Annotated in this window: 14 protein-coding genes; 5 read left to right on the top strand and 9 right to left on the bottom strand. The window is 49.5% G+C overall.

Annotated elements, in window-relative coordinates:
• Nucleotides 1–152 precede the first annotated feature (152 nt).
• The 8 genes from acnD to recO all read right to left on the bottom strand — a co-directional run bounded on the left by acnD (nucleotide 153) and on the right by recO (nucleotide 9431).
• Complete coding sequence (gene acnD, locus ACTHSP_RS10640; RefSeq protein WP_440346077.1) at nucleotides 153–2762, bottom strand: Fe/S-dependent 2-methylisocitrate dehydratase AcnD; 2610 nt, start codon at nucleotides 2760–2762, stop codon at nucleotides 153–155.
• A 400-nt stretch (nucleotides 2763–3162) separates the two neighbouring features.
• A complete protein-coding gene (gene prpC / locus ACTHSP_RS10635; RefSeq protein WP_440346076.1) occupies nucleotides 3163–4317 on the bottom strand; it encodes a bifunctional 2-methylcitrate synthase/citrate synthase in 1155 nt (384 codons plus the stop codon).
• 84 nt (nucleotides 4318–4401) lie between these two features.
• Nucleotides 4402–5277 (bottom strand): methylisocitrate lyase, encoded by an 876-nt coding sequence (prpB, locus tag ACTHSP_RS10630; protein WP_440346080.1) that lies wholly within the window; start codon nucleotides 5275–5277, stop codon nucleotides 4402–4404.
• Between the two features lie 766 nt (nucleotides 5278–6043).
• Nucleotides 6044–6466, bottom strand: a complete 423-nt coding sequence (locus ACTHSP_RS10625; protein WP_440346075.1) for a hypothetical protein — start codon at nucleotides 6464–6466, stop codon at nucleotides 6044–6046.
• 1 nt (nucleotide 6467) lies between these two features.
• Nucleotides 6468–7271 (bottom strand): NUDIX domain-containing protein, encoded by an 804-nt coding sequence (locus ACTHSP_RS10620; RefSeq protein WP_440346079.1) that lies wholly within the window; start codon nucleotides 7269–7271, stop codon nucleotides 6468–6470.
• 153 nt (nucleotides 7272–7424) lie between these two features.
• Nucleotides 7425–7802, bottom strand: coding sequence for a holo-ACP synthase (acpS, locus tag ACTHSP_RS10615; protein ID WP_003686416.1), 378 nt, complete (start codon nucleotides 7800–7802; stop codon nucleotides 7425–7427).
• A gap of 88 nt (nucleotides 7803–7890) precedes the next feature.
• The gene (gene pdxJ / locus ACTHSP_RS10610; protein ID WP_049351038.1) at nucleotides 7891–8619 is read right to left on the bottom strand and encodes a pyridoxine 5'-phosphate synthase; all 729 of its coding nucleotides are present in this window, start codon (nucleotides 8617–8619) and stop codon (nucleotides 7891–7893) included.
• 68 nt (nucleotides 8620–8687) lie between these two features.
• Complete coding sequence (gene recO / locus ACTHSP_RS10605) at nucleotides 8688–9431, bottom strand: DNA repair protein RecO (RefSeq protein ID WP_440346074.1); 744 nt, start codon at nucleotides 9429–9431, stop codon at nucleotides 8688–8690.
• A gap of 140 nt (nucleotides 9432–9571) precedes the next feature.
• Between recO and ACTHSP_RS10600 the strand changes: the two genes are divergently transcribed.
• Both ACTHSP_RS10600 and ACTHSP_RS10595 read left to right on the top strand, forming a co-directional pair.
• Nucleotides 9572–11008, top strand: coding sequence for a patatin-like phospholipase family protein (locus ACTHSP_RS10600; protein WP_440346073.1), 1437 nt, complete (start codon nucleotides 9572–9574; stop codon nucleotides 11006–11008).
• Nucleotides 11009–11120: 112 nt separating this feature from the next.
• Nucleotides 11121–11855 (top strand): epoxyqueuosine reductase QueH, encoded by a 735-nt coding sequence (locus ACTHSP_RS10595; RefSeq protein WP_049351040.1) that lies wholly within the window; start codon nucleotides 11121–11123, stop codon nucleotides 11853–11855.
• Nucleotides 11856–11906: 51 nt separating this feature from the next.
• On the opposite strand, the gene ACTHSP_RS10590 is transcribed toward ACTHSP_RS10595, so the two are convergent.
• Entirely contained in the window at nucleotides 11907–12239 is a 333-nt protein-coding gene (locus ACTHSP_RS10590; RefSeq protein WP_049351041.1) for a hypothetical protein, read from the bottom strand.
• A gap of 392 nt (nucleotides 12240–12631) precedes the next feature.
• Here ACTHSP_RS10590 and nrdA point away from each other — a divergent pair, with 392 nt between their 5' ends.
• The 3 genes from nrdA to nrdB form a co-directional block, all read left to right on the top strand.
• A complete protein-coding gene (nrdA, locus tag ACTHSP_RS10585) occupies nucleotides 12632–14911 on the top strand; it encodes a class 1a ribonucleoside-diphosphate reductase subunit alpha (RefSeq protein WP_440346072.1) in 2280 nt (759 codons plus the stop codon).
• A 66-nt stretch (nucleotides 14912–14977) separates the two neighbouring features.
• Complete coding sequence (locus ACTHSP_RS10580) at nucleotides 14978–15718, top strand: NYN domain-containing protein (RefSeq protein WP_070747802.1); 741 nt, start codon at nucleotides 14978–14980, stop codon at nucleotides 15716–15718.
• Between the two features lie 145 nt (nucleotides 15719–15863).
• Nucleotides 15864–16705: class Ia ribonucleoside-diphosphate reductase subunit beta (gene nrdB, locus ACTHSP_RS10575; RefSeq protein ID WP_440346078.1), on the top strand; the 842-nt coding region annotated here is incomplete at its 3' end.

Raw genomic sequence — 16705 nt, 5'->3', positions numbered from 1 at the left:
CGGTAGTAAACGGCTGGAATTTTAATTTGCGGCATTTCGAGTTCTCCTTTGTATTTCTAGTATGGTTTTTTCAGACGACCCCTCAAACATTCGAGGCCGTCTGAAAACCTTTTTGAGCGTAGCCCGGGCATTTTGACGATACCCGATTTACCTTACGCTGCATTTCCTTCTAAAAAGTCTTGTGCGAAACGTTGCAACACGCCACCGGCTTCATATACCAATACTTCTTCTGCAGTATCGAGGCGGCAGGTAACCGGAACTTCGACAGTTTCGCCGGTTTTACGGTGAATCACGAGGGTCAGGTCGCAGCGCGGTGTGCGTTCGCCGACAACGTCGTAGGTTTCCGTACCGTCCAGTTGCAGGGTGTGGCGGTTGGTACCCGGTTTGAACTGCAGCGGCAACACGCCCATACCGATCAAGTTGGTGCGGTGGATACGCTCGAAGCCTTCGGCAACAATCGCTTCCACGCCGGCGAGGCGTACGCCTTTTGCAGCCCAGTCGCGGCTTGAGCCTTGACCGTAGTCTGCACCGGCAATAATGATGAGCGGCTGTTTGCGGTTCATATAGGTTTCGATGGCTTCCCACATACGCATCACTTGACCTTCAGGTTCAACGCGTGCCAGCGAACCTTGGCGTACGCTGCCGTCTTCGTTTCTCACCATTTCGTTAAACAGTTTCGGATTGGCGAAGGTTGCGCGTTGGGCGGTCAAGTGGTCGCCGCGGTGGGTTGCGTAAGAGTTGAAGTCTTCTTCGGGCAAACCCATTTTCGCCAGATATTCGCCTGCCGCACTCGCCGCCAGAATCGCGTTGGACGGCGAAATGTGGTCGGTGGTGATGTTGTCGGGCAGAATCGCCAAGGGGCGCATTCCCGTCAGGCTGCGTTCGCCCGCCAGCGCACCTTCCCAATAGGGCGGACGGCGGATGTAGGTGGACATCGGACGCCAGTCGTACAGCGGACTTGGGGCTTTTTGCGCTTTGCCGGTGTCGAACATCGGTACATACACGTCGCGGAACTGCTGCGGTTTCACATATTTGGCAACGACGGCATCGATTTCTTCGTCGGTCGGCCAGATGTCTTTCAGGCGGATTTCCTTGCCGTCGTCTGAAACGCCGAGTACGTCGTTTTCAATATCGAAACGGATGCTGCCCGCGACGGCGTAGGCCACCACCAGCGGGGGCGAAGCGAGGAAAGCCTGTTTCGCATACGGGTGGATGCGGCCGTCGAAGTTGCGGTTGCCCGACAGTACGGCAGTGGCGTACAAATCGCGGTCTATGATTTCCTGCTGGATTTTCGGGTCGAGCGCGCCGCTCATGCCGTTGCAGGTGGTGCAGGCGAAGGCGACGATGCCGAAGCCGAGTTTTTCCATTTCGGGCAACAGCCCCGCTTCTTTCAAATAGATTTCCGCCACTTTCGAGCCGGGGGCGAACGAGGTTTTAACCCACGGTTTGCGTTTCAGCCCGAAGCGGTTGGCATTGCGCGCCAAGAGTGCGGCGGCAACGACGTTGCGCGGGTTGGAAGTGTTGGTGCAACTGGTAATCGCGGCGATGATGACCGCGCCGTCGGGCATGAGGCCGTCTGAAGGCTCTTCGTAGGGCTTCGCCAGCCCTTTCGCTGCCAAATCGACGGTGGCAAAACGCGCGTGCGGGTTGCTCGGGCCTGCCATATTGCGCGTTACGCTGCTCAAATCAAATTTCAACAAGCGCGGATAAACGGCGGTTTTCAGGTCGTCCGCCCACAGTCCGGCGGTTTTGGCGTAGGTTTCCACCAATTTCACCTGCGCGTCGTCGCGTCCGGTCAGTTTCAAATAACCAATGGTTTGCTCGTCGATGGCGAACATAGCGGCAGTCGCGCCGAACTCCGGCGTCATGTTGGAAATGGTCGCGCGGTCGCCGATGGACAGGCTTCTTGCGCCCTCGCCGAAAAATTCGACAAACGCCCCGACCACGCGTTCTTTGCGCAGAAACTCGGTCAGCGCCAACACAATATCCGTCGCGGTAATGCCCGGCTGGCGTTTGCCCGTCAGCTCCACGCCGACAATATCGGGCAGACGCATCATGGACGCGCGCCCCAGCATCACGGTTTCCGCTTCCAAACCACCCACGCCCACGGAAATCACGCCCAGTGCGTCAACATGCGGCGTATGCGAGTCCGTCCCGACGCAGGTATCGGAAAACGCCACGCCGTTTTTGACTTGGACGACGGGCGACATTTTTTCCAGATTGATTTGGTGCATGATGCCGTTGCCCGCCGGAATCACGTCCACATTTTCAAATGCGGTTTTTGTCCAGTTGATGAAGTGGAAACGGTCTTCGTTGCGTCTGTCTTCGATTTCGCGGTTTTTGCGGAAGGCATCAGGATCGTAACCACCGCATTCAACGGCCAGAGAGTGGTCGACGATGAGCTGGGTTTGCACCACAGGATTGACTTTGGAAGGATCGCCGCCTTTTTCTGCAATCGCATCGCGCAGGCCTGCCAAATCTACCAACGCTGTCTGACCCAGAATATCGTGGCACACCACGCGTGCCGGATACCAAGGGAAGTCGATTTCCTGTTTTCCCTCAATCAGCTGGCCCAGCCAGCTTTGCAGCGTAGGCAGGTCGACTTTGTCTGCACGGTTGACCAAGTTCTCAGCCAAGATACGGCTTGTGTAAGGCAACTTGTCGTAAGAGCCTGGTTTGATGTCTTCACACGCCTGACGCGCGTCATAATATTCCAAATCCGTACCGGGCAAAGCTTTGCGGTAGCGTTGGTTGGCAGTCATGTCGGTTCTCCTAAATCTATTATTTTTTTGGTTTGAGGTTTCAGACGGCCTGTTGATTCGGACCTTCAGGCCGTCTGAAACCATAAATTCTGTTTTATTGCTTGTTGTCTGAAATCTATTCGCGGTATGAAAAAAAATTGCTGCTCCGCTACCATCATTCCCGTATGGACGGAAATCCAAACTTAAATCTTTCAGTACTCTTTACAGCAGAACATTTCACCTTTTGAATTTCTGCCTGTATGGGAATGACGACAGCAGAGCAGCATGTTTTCCAAACGGCCGGCTCTCTCTCTCGCATACTGCACTAGGCCGTCGAAAAACGAAAACATCATTTATTCATTGTTTTCAAACGGCATTTCGAGATGGGGCGGGCAGGCGGCCCACCCTGCTGTTACGCATATTAGCGGTTTTCAATCTCCACGAATGCCAAATCTTCAGGGCCTGTGTAGTTTGCGCTCGGACGGATGATTTTGCCGTCTTTGCGTTGCTCGAGAACGTGTGCGCTCCAACCGGTTGTACGGGAAATCACGAACAACGGTGTGAACATAGCGGTCGGTACGCCCAATTTTTGGTAGGAAACGGCAGAGAACCAGTCCAGATTCGGGAACATTTTTTTCTCTTCCCACATCACGCTTTCCAAGCGTTCGGCAATGTCAAAGAGGCGCATATCGCCGGTTTCTTTGCTCAAACCGCGTGCCACTTCTTTAATGACAACGTTGCGAGGGTCGGAAATGGTGTACACCGGATGACCGAAACCGATCACGATTTCTTTGCGGCCGATGCGTTCGCGGATGTCGGCTTCGGCTTCGTCGGCATTGCGGTAGCGTTTTTGAATATCGTAAGCCACTTCGTTCGCACCGCCGTGTTTCGGACCTTTCAACGCACCGATTGCACCGGTAATGCAGGAGTACATATCAGAGCCTGTACCGGCAATCACGCGGGCGGTAAAGGTAGAAGCGTTGAACTCGTGTTCTGCATACAGAATCAGTGAAACGTGCATGGCTTTGATGTGTGATTCGCTTGGGCGTTTGCCGTGCAACAGGTGCAGGAAATGACCGCCGATGGTCTCTTCGTCGCTTTCAACTTCAATGCGTTTGCCGTTGTGCGAATATTGATACCAGTACAGCAGGATGCTGCCGAGGCTGGCGATCAGTTTGTCGGCGATGTCACGCGCTTCGCTTTCCGGATGGCTTTCACGTTCAGGATGAACGCAGCCCAGCATGGATACGCCGGTACGCATCACGTCCATCGGATGGGTATGTGCAGGCAGACTTTCCAAAACTTTGATTACACGGATAGGCAGGCCGCGCATGGATTTGAGCTTGGTTTTATAAGCGGCCAGCTCAAATTTGTTGGGCAGATGGCCGTGAATCAGCAGGTAGGCGACTTCTTCAAACTCGCATTTTTGTGCCAAGTCCAGAATGTCGTAACCGCGATAGCTCAAATCGTTGCCGGTACGGCCAACGGTACACAATTCAGTATTGCCGGCCGCAACACCAGAAAGCGCAACGGATTTTTTAGGTTTGAAAGTCGGGGTTTGAGTAGTTTCAGTCATGGTATTTCTCCTTTGTATTTTATGGGTTTTATTTTTTCAGACGACCGATGCGGATTTGTTGAAAGGCCGTCTGAAAGCGGTTACTTATTTTTGAAACAATTTATCTAGTTTTTGCTCGAAGGCATGATAGTTCAGATGCTCGTACAGCTCGGCACGAGTTTGCATAGTGTCAACCACTGCGGCTTGAGTGCCATCGCGCATAATCGCTTCATAAACATTCAGAGCGGCTTTGCTTGCTGCGCGGAACGATGACAGCGGATACAGCACCAGCGACACGCCGTTTTCAGCCAGCTCGCTTTGGGTATAAAGTGGTGTAGAGCCGAACTCGGTAATGTTGGCCAATACAGGCACTTTTACGGCATCTGCAAATTGGCGGTACATTTTCAAATCGGTCATGGCTTCAGGGAAAATCATGTCCGCACCGGCTTCGACACAAGCCTGGGCGCGTTCGATAGCGGCATCCAAACCTTCTACCGCCAACGCATCGGTACGCGCCATAATCACAAAGTTCTCATCAACGCGGGCATCTACGGCAGCTTTGATACGGTCGACCATTTCATCTTTAGAAACGATGGCTTTGTTCGGACGGTGGCCGCAGCGTTTTTGCGCTACCTGATCTTCGATGTGAACCGCTGCAACATCAGCGCGTTCAAAGTTGCGAATGGTACGGGCAATATTGAAAGCACCGCCCCAACCTACATCAATGTCCACCAGCAAAGGCGTATCTACGTTGTCCGTAATGCGTCGCGCGTCAATCAGCACATCTTCCATTGTGGTAATGCCCAAATCAGGGATACCGCAAGAGCAGGCTGCTACGCCGCCGCCAGACAGATAGATTGCTTTGAAACCGCTTTGAGTGGCCAATCGTGCAAAGTAAGCATTGACGCAACCGACCACGGCAAGAGGATTCGATTCTTTCACAGCTTGGCGGAAACGTGCTCCAGCAGAGTGTTGACTCATCATATTTCTCCTTTATAGACTTTTTATCAGTATTAATCGGACAGCTCGGTTTTTTCACAACTTGAAACGAACCGTTTAAAAAGAAACAATCGTTCTAAAAAACTGTTTTCAGACGGCCTGTAAAATGTCGATCATCAACCATCCAAAAATTTAAAATCAATAAATACAAATAGTTATCAAAACCAATAAATACAATAAGGCTGAAGCGGAGGCGTACGTTTTTTAATTTTTATTAATCAGTATATGAATGCTGTTGGGGATACAGATATATTAAAACCCGAAAAGTTTGTAGGAATGCGGAAACTGGATTCGGGTTGAGAGCCTTCAGACCGTCGGGACTGCCAATAAGCTGGCGGCGACGGGAGCGGCAGAGATGGGAGAAAATCTATAACAAGAGAGAGTGGTTTGATACAGATTCATGATGATGTTCCTTTGTAGTGCGATGTAGTTTTTATTTATGGAAACAAATTTAAAAAATAAAACCGGTCTTGTCAAACACTTTTTTCAAAAAAATTATAAAAAATTCAGTTATTAATAAACGATTTTTTTGCAACAAATGTAAAAAACGGACAGGTTGTACCACATCAAATCCTTATGTGGCCTAGCTTCTGTCCGTTTTGTACTTTTGACTGATAGTCAGAATGATTGTAAACAATCCATCTAAAAATAATTTATAATTGATTCATTTATAAGGAACTTTTAAATACGCCGTCTGAAAAAATTAAAATTTTTGCCTTTAAATTTTCAGACGGCCTTTGCATGATGACTACTCTGCACTAAATGCCGTCTGAAAAGTCTGTTTGCCAATGGTAATGTCGGCAGTGTAATCATGGCGGCCTTCGACGCAAAACGGCAAGCGGATTTGCGCAGCCTGCCAACTTTGCGGCGATTGTTGCGTCAGGTTGTAACGATTGAAGCCCATGTCCATGTTTTTCATACTGAAACTGATACTGACCGCGCCCGTATTCTTCGGCACATTCTCAACCACAATATCAAAAGGCTCGTGTGTATTGATGGAGGTCGCTCGTACTTTTGAACCGTCAGGCAGGACGCAGCCTTGTGTCAGACTACATTCGACTACATTCGCTTTTGACTGTTGCCGTTGCCACCAATCCAGGAGCAGCAGTTTGGCCGCCGCAAACACAATCAGTAAAACAGCGGCAATCAGTAGTTTTTGATTTTTACTCATTTCAGACGGCCTCAATGTCATTATCGGTCAAAACGGCATGCGCACCCATGCTCTGCCACTGGTCGTGATAAATGGAAACCATACTTTCCGGAGCTGCCACAATCAGCGGTATAGCTACGCCTTGCGCCAAAATATCGACAACTTGCTTGGCTGCCGCTTCATTCGCCACTTTCCAAACGACAGCATCAGCATTTTGTGCCTGCAACCATTGTTCGGCGTTTTCAATGACTGGCCACACGCTGGACGCTTCTATCGGCTTGCCTTGTTGCCAATCGGCAAAATCCAGCAATACGGCAGAGGCGGTTTGATGCTGAGCCGACAGATACGGCGCAACATAATATTCGCCCATGCTGTTTTGACCGCTCAAGCCGCTTTTCAGACGGCCTTGAAGCTGGCGCGGAATAGATAGGGAGCGTAACAATGCGCTATTGGCAGGCAACATCGGCGCAACGGTAAAATCCCCTGCCTTTTGCCATGCCCATTTCTGCCCTTCCCTCGATTGGATTTCGCCTGTCCATTGGTCGGCTTCTACCCATAAAAAATGCAGGCGTACATGTGCGTGTTCGTAGGAATGGACTTTGGTCAGCCACGGCGTAGCGACAAGGATACGGATGCCGAGTTCTTCTTCAAACTCGCGTTGCAAGGCTTGAAAATCGCTTTCGCCTACCTCAACCTTGCCTCCGGCAAATTCCCAATAACCGGCATACGGTTTGCCCTCAGGGCGGGAACTGAGCAGGTAGCGGCCGTTTTGGTCGAGCAAAATTCCGGCAACCACCTGCACCAATGGACGTGTGTCTTCAGTCATCATGAGATTATTCTTATATGCGGTAGGCAGTGACACCTGCCAATTTATACGTACAAAAACGATGTCGGGCCTATACGCCCGACCTTCAACAAATACCTAACCCTTCAGGCCGTCTGAAAAGGATTTTCTATTTCAAACTACTTAAATCCAGCCTTATTTTTCCGCAATGACAAAAGCCATGACGGTATCCTCTTCATCGCTCATACTGAGATGGCAGCTTCGGATACCCTGTTCTTCCAGCCATTTAGTCAAAGCCGGTGCAAAAAATAATTCAGGTTTGCCCAATGCGTCATGTCCGACACCGATATTGCGGAAAGACACCACGCCGCGTATGCCTGTACCGACGGCTTTGGCAAAAGCCTCTTTGGCAGCAAAGCGTTTGGCAAGATAGTTGACCGGTTTGCCTGCCTGTGGAAACTCCAACAGCTCTTCCGGGCTGAGAATGCGTTGCGCAAATGCCAGTCCGAATTTTTTGTTCAGGCGGATAATGCGTTTGAGGGAAACAATGTCTGTACCAATTCCGTAAATCATGGGTCTGCTCCTTGTTTAAATAGTCAGGCCGTCTGAAAGTGTGGATACCGGCCAAAGCCAATTGCCTTAGCCGGTATGGCTGATGCCGTTAAGGCAGCATTCTGGCTCTGAACATGACTTCCTTCATTTGGCGGACAGCTTCAGGCAGGCCGAGGAAGAGTGCTTGGGAAATCAGCGAATGGCCGATGTTCAGTTCGCGGATGGCGAGAATTTGAGCGATCGGCGTAACGTTGTGAATGGTCAGGCCGTGTCCGGCGTTGACGACCAAACCCAAATCGCTGGCGTAATGCGCGCCGTTTTGAATCCGCTCGAATTGTTTCATTTGCTCGGCATGGCTGTGCGCATCGGCATATGCACCGGTGTGCAACTCGATAACGGGCGCACCGACATCATAAGCGGCTTGGATTTGCGCGTTGTCGGCATCGATAAACAAGGACACGCGGATGCCTGCGTCGGTCAGGATTTTAGTAAACTCTGCCACTTTATCCTGTTGCGCCAATACGTCCAAACCGCCTTCAGTGGTCACTTCCTGACGTTTTTCAGGCACGAGGCACACATCTTCAGGCATGACGTTGAGCGCGTTTTCCAGCATTTCTTCCGTCAGCGCCATTTCCAAATTCAGGCGCGTGCGGATGGCGTTTTTAACGGCGAACACATCCGCATCTTTAATATGGCGGCGGTCTTCACGCAAGTGCATGGTAATCAAATCTGCGCCGTGGGTTTCCGCAATCAGTGCCGCTTCGACAGGGCTGGGATAAATCGTACCGCGCACATTGCGGACGGTGGCAATATGGTCGATGTTTACGCCTAATAACATAATAATGTCCTTTCTTTAAGGTTTCAGACGGCCTGAGTCATTACCTATCAAAGGCCGTCTGAAAAAATTCAACTGCCCAAACCAAACTGCTGCAACTGCTGCAAAACCTGTCTTGATTTGATGCCCTCGGGTAGAAGGTTGTCAATCAAAAGCCGCGTTACTTTCAAAGCCTGCCCCAGACTTTCCTGATGAACGAAACTACCTTCCCTCAAATCTATTAAAGTCGTGCCCAATACGGCAACGCCCTTATTGAGCGTATGGAAACGGTCGGCCTCTGCCAAAGGCACCACAGCCTCTTCCGGTGTGAGCCAATAAGTTTCTTCGCCATTGATTTCATTGCCATTGCCATCATGGAACAAATCGGGGGCAAAGCCCAAGCGTGTCAGCAGCGACCATTCAAAACGGCGCAAAGCGGCAATATGGTTGGCCTCGCAGCAGATGGTTTTCATGGTTTCCGCCAAAACATCATAAAGCTCGGGCAACGGGTCTTCGCGGACAGTCAACTTCAGCATCAACTCGTTCACATACAATCCGCTGAACAAAGCCCTACCCTGCGGCTGCGGCCAACCGCCTATCCATTCGGCGCGATGCAGGGTCTTCAACTCTTGCGAGCCATACCAAGACGCGCTCACCGGTACAAACGGCACCAACACGCCGCGCAATTCGCTCTGCCGTTTACGCGCGCTTCTGGCCAACAAAGCCACCCGCCCATAACGGCGGCTGAAAGCCTCCACCCACAAGCTGCTCTCGCGCCACGGGGCGGAAGCAAGCAGAAAGATAGGTTCGTGGTTGATGCGGTTTGGTTGCGCCATAAGGGTTTAGAAAGATAAAGATTGTGTCGATTATAACGGAAAATCGACGCAAAAAGGCCGTCTGAAAGTCCGCCTTCTATAAAGGCCGTCTGAAAACCTTTATAATCCGTTTTGAATGAACAACCGACTTTCCTATGTTTATGCCGAAATTCCCTTTTAAATCCGCCCTTTCCCTGCTCTCCGCAGCCCTATTGTCCGCCTGCTCGCTGGTGAAATATCAGCCTGTTGCCGGTATTGATACGGTCGACCTACAACGCGGCTATCGTTTTGAGACCAGCCGGCTTCAGCACAACGACGAAGACGATACGCTTATTGTGTTGATGTTCTCAGGTGGCGGTACGCGCGCGGCAGCCTTGGGTTATGGCGTGTTGGAGCAGCTTCATAAGCAACAGATTACCATCGGCGGTAAAAAACAGTCTTTGATGTCGAATGTCGATGTGGTGGTCGGCGTATCCGGCGGTTCCGTTTTGGCGGCGTACTTTGCACTCAAGGGCGAAGAAACCATTCCCTTGTTTTATAAACGTTTCCTACATCAAAACTTCCAACGCCAAGTCGTCAAACAAGCGTTTTCCATGTCCAATCTGCCCCGACTGGCCTCGCCTGAATACGGACGCGGCGATCTGTTGCAGGAGCAGTTTGAAAACTACCTTTTTGGCAAAACCACTTTCCGTGATTTGGAAAAAAATGCCAAAGGCCCGTTTGCCATCATTTCCGCCACCGATATGGGCATAGGCGAGCGTTTCAATTTCACGCAGGAATATTTCGACACGATGTGTATCGACTTGGGCGACTTGCGACTTGCCCGTGCCGTCGCCGCTTCAAGCTCCGTGCCTATGGTGTTTGCACCGATTACGCTCAATAACAACGGCGGCCATTGCCAATACACGCCGCCGCTGCAACTTGTTTCCGACAGCGAAGCAAGTAAAAAACAGCTGCAAACCCGAAAAGAATTTTTCGAGCGTTTCCAAAAATACAGCGACAGTAAAAACCGTCCCTACATCCACCTTATCGACGGCGGCTTGACCGACAATCTGGGTATGCGCAGCCTTTTGGACATGACGGAAATGTATCCGGAAAAACTCCTGACGCATAAAATCAAACAAAACAAAATCCGCCATATTGTCGTCATCAACGTCAATGCCCAAAACGAAGTCAGCAGCGATTTGAATAAAAGCGCGGCCGTACCCGGTTTCCGCGATGTCGTTTCCGCCATCGTGAATATCCCGATCGACCAACATTCGCAAGAGTCTTTGCGCCGCTTCAGGGCTTTTGTCGACCAATGGAACAAAGACAAGCAGAACGAAGACATCTATTTCTCTTTCGTCAGCCTGAATCTCAAAGACCTTCCGCCATCCCAGCTGAGGGACAAGGTATTGAATATTCCGACCAGTTTCTATCTACCGCCGGAAGACGTGGACAATCTGCGCACCGCCGCCGCTGAACTGATGAAGCAGTCGCCGGACTATCGCAACCTGCTGACAGAATTTGCGGCACACCCCAATCCAGATACCATCTTCGCAGCCCCGCCTCCGGATGCGCAAGAGTTCAAGCCATTGAACGAAAAGAAAAAGCAGTAGCAAACTGTTCCATAAAGTGCAGCTCTGTTAAAATATCTGCTTCATCTTATATTTCAGACGGCCTCAATACCCAAGGCCGTCTGAAACACTTAACAATAAATAGAATCCAACCATGACCGAATTAAACACTCCCATCGTTACCGATATTGACCGCCCTGTCCTCGTTCCACCGGGAGGCCATAAAAAAGTCCTACTGCATTCCTGCTGCGCCCCATGTTCCGGCGAAGTGATGGAAGCCATGCTTGCCAGCGGTATCGACTACACCATTTATTTTTACAACCCCAATATCCATCCGCACAAAGAATATATGTTGCGCAAAGAAGAAAATATGCGCTTTGCGGACAAATTCGGCATCCCCTTTGTCGATAAAGACGACGACTACGAAAACGACCGTAAAGAATGGTTCGCCAAAGCCAAAGGCATGGAATTCGAACCCGAACGCGGTATCCGCTGCACCATGTGTTTCGACATGCGTTTTGAAAAAGCGGCCCAATACGCCCATGAAAATGGCTTCCATGTCTTCACCAGCTCACTGGGCATTTCACGCTGGAAAGACATGAAACAGATCAACGGCTGCGGCCATCGCGCCGCCGAACCGTACGATGACTTGGTTTATTGGGATTTTAACTGGCGCAAAGGCGGCGGCAGCGCACGCATGATTGAAATCAGCAAGCGCGAGCATTTCTACCAACAAGAATACTGCGGTTGCGCCTACTCACTGCGCGATTCCAATGCCCACCGCAAATCGCAAGGCCGCATCCCCATCAAGCTGGGCGTGTTGTATTACGGTGATGAATCCACCCAATACGAGCCTCAAGCCGAAAACAAAATCATTGTTGAGAAATAAATATCAAAGGCCGTCTGAATGTTTCAGACGGCCTTTGTTTAAATCAGATGATTAACGGCGGCGGAATTTACCGTGATCAAAATCATCAAATGCCTGATAAGCAGCTTGGCATTGAATTTTTTGCTCGGCATAAGGTAAACTGCGGAACGCTTTTGCCGCTTTTCGGTTTTCCCTCAACTCGGCCTTATTGCCTTTGTAACGATACCAAGCGGCACGGCGCTCAAGGTATCTCTTGCAAGCAGGATGCAATTTGTATTTCTTCACCTGCTGGTGTTTGCTCACATGATGGCCATGCGGTTTGGCCGCCGCTTCGGCAGAATAAGTACCCAAGCTCAATACGGCAACCGCCGCCAGTGCAGAACCTAAATTTTTCAACATTAACATGATTCGCCTCCTAAATAGTTTTTCCATTATATGTTTCGCCAGGGCTCCGGCAAAACGCCCATTTTTTACATGACAAAAATGTGGTTAATTACTACATCATACTACTTGCTTTGCAAAATTTAACACACCTTCCATTTAGACGAAACCTGAATATAAATCTCTTTATTTCATAAGCCTCTAGCCAATGTCTGGCCAAATGTGATGCAAACTCAAAATAATGCCAAATCGCCACAAAGCCACATAAAATCTAGTTTAAGCCTCCCATCCCCTAATCCACACCCCGAAAAAAGCACATTGTCAAGTCTAGTTAAACAAAGAAAAATACATTATATTGTGCCATTCAAAGCAATCACATACCGTATCTTGTGTTTTTTTAATGGGAAGACTGAATAATGAATGCAGCAACGAATATTAAAGTAACCAAACGCGACGGACGCTTGGAAGATATCAATTTAGACAAAATCCACCGCGTTGTTACTTGGGCGGCGGAAGGCTTACAAAACGTCTCCGTATCGCAAGTCGAGCTCAAATCACATATTCAGTTTTACAACGGTATCCGTACCGACGACATCCACGAAACCATTATCAAGGCGGCTGCCGACCTGATTTCGCAGGATACGCCCGACTATCAATATCTCGCCGCGCGTCTGGCGATTTTCCACCTGCGCAAAATCGCTTACGGCGAGTTCGAACCGCCGCATCTCTTCGATCACGTTAAAAAACTCACCGATGCGGGCAAATACGACCGCCACATCATCAAAGATTACAGCCGTGAAGAGTTTGACGAGCTGAATGCCTATATCGACCACAGCCGCGACATGACCTTCTCGTATGCCGCCGTGAAGCAGCTCGAAGGCAAATATCTGGTTCAAAACCGCGTTACCCGCCAAATTTATGAAACGCCGCAGTTTTTATACATTTTGGTGGCAATGTGTCTCTTCAGCAAATATCCGAAAGAGACCCGTTTGGATTACGTCAAACGCTTTTACGATGCCGTTTCTACGTTTAAAGTATCGCTGCCGACCCCGATTATGAGCGGCGTGCGTACGCCTACCCGTCAATTCTCAAGCTGCGTACTGATTGAGTGTGACGACAGCCTCGACTCCATCAACGCTACCACGAGCGCAATTGTGAAATACGTTTCCCAACGTGCGGGTATCGGCATCAACGCCGGACGCATCCGTGGTTTGGGCAGCGAAATCCGCGGCGGCGAAGCGCAACACACCGGCTGCATTCCGTTTTTCAAAATGTTCCAAGCGGCGGTCAAATCCTGCTCGCAGGGCGGCGTACGCGGCGGCGCGGCAACTTTGTTCTACCCCTTGTGGCACATCGAAGCCGAAAGCCTGTTGGTGTTGAAAAACAACCGCGGCGTAGAAGACAACCGCATCCGCCAGCTTGATTACGGCGTGCAAATCAACCGCCTGCTGTACACCCGCCTGATTAAAGGTGGCAACATCACGCTGTTCTCGCCTAACGAAGTTCCCGGCCTGTATGACACATTTTTTGCTGACCAAGACGAATTCGAGCGTCTCTACACGAAATACGAACAAGACCCGAACATCCGCAAGCGCACCTTGTCGGCTACCGATTTGTTCTCCACGCTGATGCAGGAACGCGCCGGAACGGGACGCATCTACATCCAAAACGTTGACCACTGCAACACGCACAGCCCGTTTGACCCGCGCGTCGCCCCCGTTCACCAGTCCAACCTGTGCATGGAAATTGCCCTGCCGACCAAACCGTTGGATAACATCAACGATCCGAACGGTGAAATCGCCCTGTGTACCCTGTCTGCCTTCAACTTGGGCGCATTAAACAGCTTGGATGAGCTGGAAGGGCTTGCCGATTTGACCGTGCGCGCACTCGATGCTTTGCTGGATTATCAAGACTATCCGGTCGAAGCCGCCCGTACCGCGACCATGAACCGCCGCACGCTCGGCATAGGCGTCATCAACTACGCCTACTATCTGGCGAAAAACGGCGTCCGTTACAGCGACGATTCCGCGCTCGGCCTGACCCACCGCACCTTTGAAGCCATGCAGTATTACCTGCTCAAAGCATCGGTGAACCTCGCCAAAGAATACGGTGCATGTCCGTTGTTCAACCAAACCGTTTATTCGCAAGGCAAACTACCCATCGACACCTACAAAAAAGACTTGGATGCCGTGTGCAGCGAACCGCTGTTGTGCGACTGGGAAAGCCTGCGCGCCGACATCGTCAAATACGGCCTGCGCAACTCCACCCTGACCGCACTCATGCCGTCTGAAACCAGCTCGCAAATTGCCAATGCTACCAACGGCATCGAGCCGCCGCGCGGCTTGGTAACAGTCAAAGCATCGAAAGACGGCATCCTGAAACAAGTCGTGCCGGAGTTTGAAGCCCTGAAAGACGCCTACGAAACCCTGTGGCAGCTTCCAGGCAACGAAGGCTACCTGAAACTCGTCGGCGTAATGCAAAAATTCGTCGATCAGGCAATTTCCGCCAATACCGCCTACGACCCGGGTAAATTTGAAGGCAACAAAGTTTCCATGAAACAAATGCTCAAAGATCTGCTGACCGCCTACAAATACGGCGTCAAAACTCTGTACTACCACAACACCCGAGACGGCGCGGACGATACGCAGACCGATATTCAGGATGACGGCTGTGCTGGGGGGGCTTGTAAGATTTGATAAGAGGAATTTCAGACGACCTCACGAGGTCGTCTGAAATAATAAATAACATAGGGGGAAAACAAATTGAAGAATATACCTGAACAATCTATTGTCGCTCTTTTTATAGATGCAGATAATGCACCTTTTGGGAAAATTGATTTTATTCTTAATGAGCTTGCAAATTATGGTTCAGTAATGATAAGAAAAATTTATGGGAATTGGAAAAGTGAACAATTAAAAGGTTGGGAAGCTGTCTTATTGGATTATGCTCTAGCACCTGTTCAACAGTTTGATTATACAAAGGGTAAGAATGCAACGGATATGGCGATGACCATAGATGTAATGGATTTATTATTTCAAGATAAAATAGACGTTTTTTGCATTGTTTCTTCCGATTGTGATTTCACACCGTTAGCAATGAGAATAAAAATGGAAGGGAAACAAGTCATTGGTTTTGGCGAACATAAAACACCTAAGTCGTTGGTTGCTGCATGTAGCAAATTTTTATTTTTAGATGCAAGTTTTGATAAAAGCAGTGGGACAAATGCTCAACCAGCTGAAATTCGGAAGAGAGCTGCTAATGAACTTAAATGTGATACTACATTAATGAATTTATTAAGAGAAGCCATTGCCAATAGTTGTGATGAAGACGGTTGGGCATCATTAAGTAATGTTGGGAAGATTATCAATAACCAATCATCTTTTGATAGTAAAAATTATGGTTATACGAAGTTGGGAGATTTAGTGCGTGTAATTGATATTTTTGAAACTAGGTTGTCAGAAAATCGTTCACAAATGTATATCCGAAATAAAAGAGCAAAGTAAAAAATGAAAGTTATTTAAATAATGGCTTATGATTGAGGTTTGTGAATAATTTTTAGATGGTCTTGTTTTGAATATCAAAAGGCACTCTGAAAACTAAATATTATTTTTTAAAAAGAGAAACACCATGTCCTGCGAACACCTAGTCATGTCATACAGCACCTTTTCCAAAACCAAAAACGATGCGCTTAAAGAGCCGATGTTTTTCGGTCAGCCGGTAAATGTTGCCCGTTATGACCAGCAGAAATACGAAGTATTTGAAAAACTGATTGAAAAACAACTGTCTTTCTTTTGGCGGCCGGAAGAAATCGACGTGTCGCGCGACCGTATCGACTATGCCAACCTGCCCGAACATGAAAAACATATTTTCATCAGCAATCTGAAATACCAAACCCTGCTCGATTCCATCCAAGGCCGCAGTCCGAACGTTGCCTTGCTGCCTTTGGTGTCGATTCCCGAGTTGGAAACTTGGATTGAAACGTGGAGCTTTAGCGAGACCATCCACTCGCGCAGCTACACTCACATCATTCGTAATATCGTGAATGATCCGTCGGTCGTGTTCGACGACATCGTGCAGAACGAATACATCATCGCCCGCGCTGAAGACATTGCCTGCTATTACGATGATTTGATTGAATACACTCAGTATTACAATCTGTTGGGTGAAGGCACGCACAATGTCGGCGGCAAGATCGTTACCGTGTCTTTGCGCGAGTTGAAGAAAAAACTCTATCTCTGCCTGATGTGCGTCAACGTATTGGAAGCCATCCGCTTCTACGTTTCATTCGCTTGTTCGTTCGCCTTTGCCGAGCGTGAATTGATGGAAGGCAACGCCAAAATCATCAAACTGATTGCCCGTGACGAAGCCCTGCACCTGACCAGCACCCAGCATATGCTCAACCTGATGCGTGCAGGTGCCGATGATCCTGAAATGGCTGAAATTGCGAATGAATTGCAGGACGAGTGTTTCAACCTCTTCAAAAAAGCAGC

This window comes from Neisseria sp. P0001.S005 (assembly GCF_051963715.1).
The sequence above is the reverse complement of the archived record's forward strand: the minus strand, read 5'-3'. Positions and strand labels throughout refer to the sequence as shown.

Bases quoted from the DNA above. Each gene is read 5' to 3' on its own strand.
- acnD (WP_440346077.1), bottom strand. From the start codon at position 2,762: ATGACTGCCAACCAACGCTACCGCAAAGCTTTGCCCGGTACGGATTTG.
- prpC (WP_440346076.1), bottom strand. From the start codon at position 4,317: ATGACTGAAACTACTCAAACCCCGACTTTCAAACCTAAAAAATCCGTT.
- prpB (WP_440346080.1), bottom strand. From the start codon at position 5,277: ATGAGTCAACACTCTGCTGGAGCACGTTTCCGCCAAGCTGTGAAAGAA.
- ACTHSP_RS10625 (WP_440346075.1), bottom strand. From the start codon at position 6,466: ATGAGTAAAAATCAAAAACTACTGATTGCCGCTGTTTTACTGATTGTG.
- ACTHSP_RS10620 (WP_440346079.1), bottom strand. From the start codon at position 7,271: ATGACTGAAGACACACGTCCATTGGTGCAGGTGGTTGCCGGAATTTTG.
- acpS (WP_003686416.1), bottom strand. From the start codon at position 7,802: ATGATTTACGGAATTGGTACAGACATTGTTTCCCTCAAACGCATTATC.
- pdxJ (WP_049351038.1), bottom strand. From the start codon at position 8,619: ATGTTATTAGGCGTAAACATCGACCATATTGCCACCGTCCGCAATGTG.
- recO (WP_440346074.1), bottom strand. From the start codon at position 9,431: ATGGCGCAACCAAACCGCATCAACCACGAACCTATCTTTCTGCTTGCT.
- ACTHSP_RS10600 (WP_440346073.1), top strand. From the start codon at position 9,572: ATGCCGAAATTCCCTTTTAAATCCGCCCTTTCCCTGCTCTCCGCAGCC.
- ACTHSP_RS10595 (WP_049351040.1), top strand. From the start codon at position 11,121: ATGACCGAATTAAACACTCCCATCGTTACCGATATTGACCGCCCTGTC.
- ACTHSP_RS10590 (WP_049351041.1), bottom strand. From the start codon at position 12,239: ATGTTAATGTTGAAAAATTTAGGTTCTGCACTGGCGGCGGTTGCCGTA.
- nrdA (WP_440346072.1), top strand. From the start codon at position 12,632: ATGAATGCAGCAACGAATATTAAAGTAACCAAACGCGACGGACGCTTG.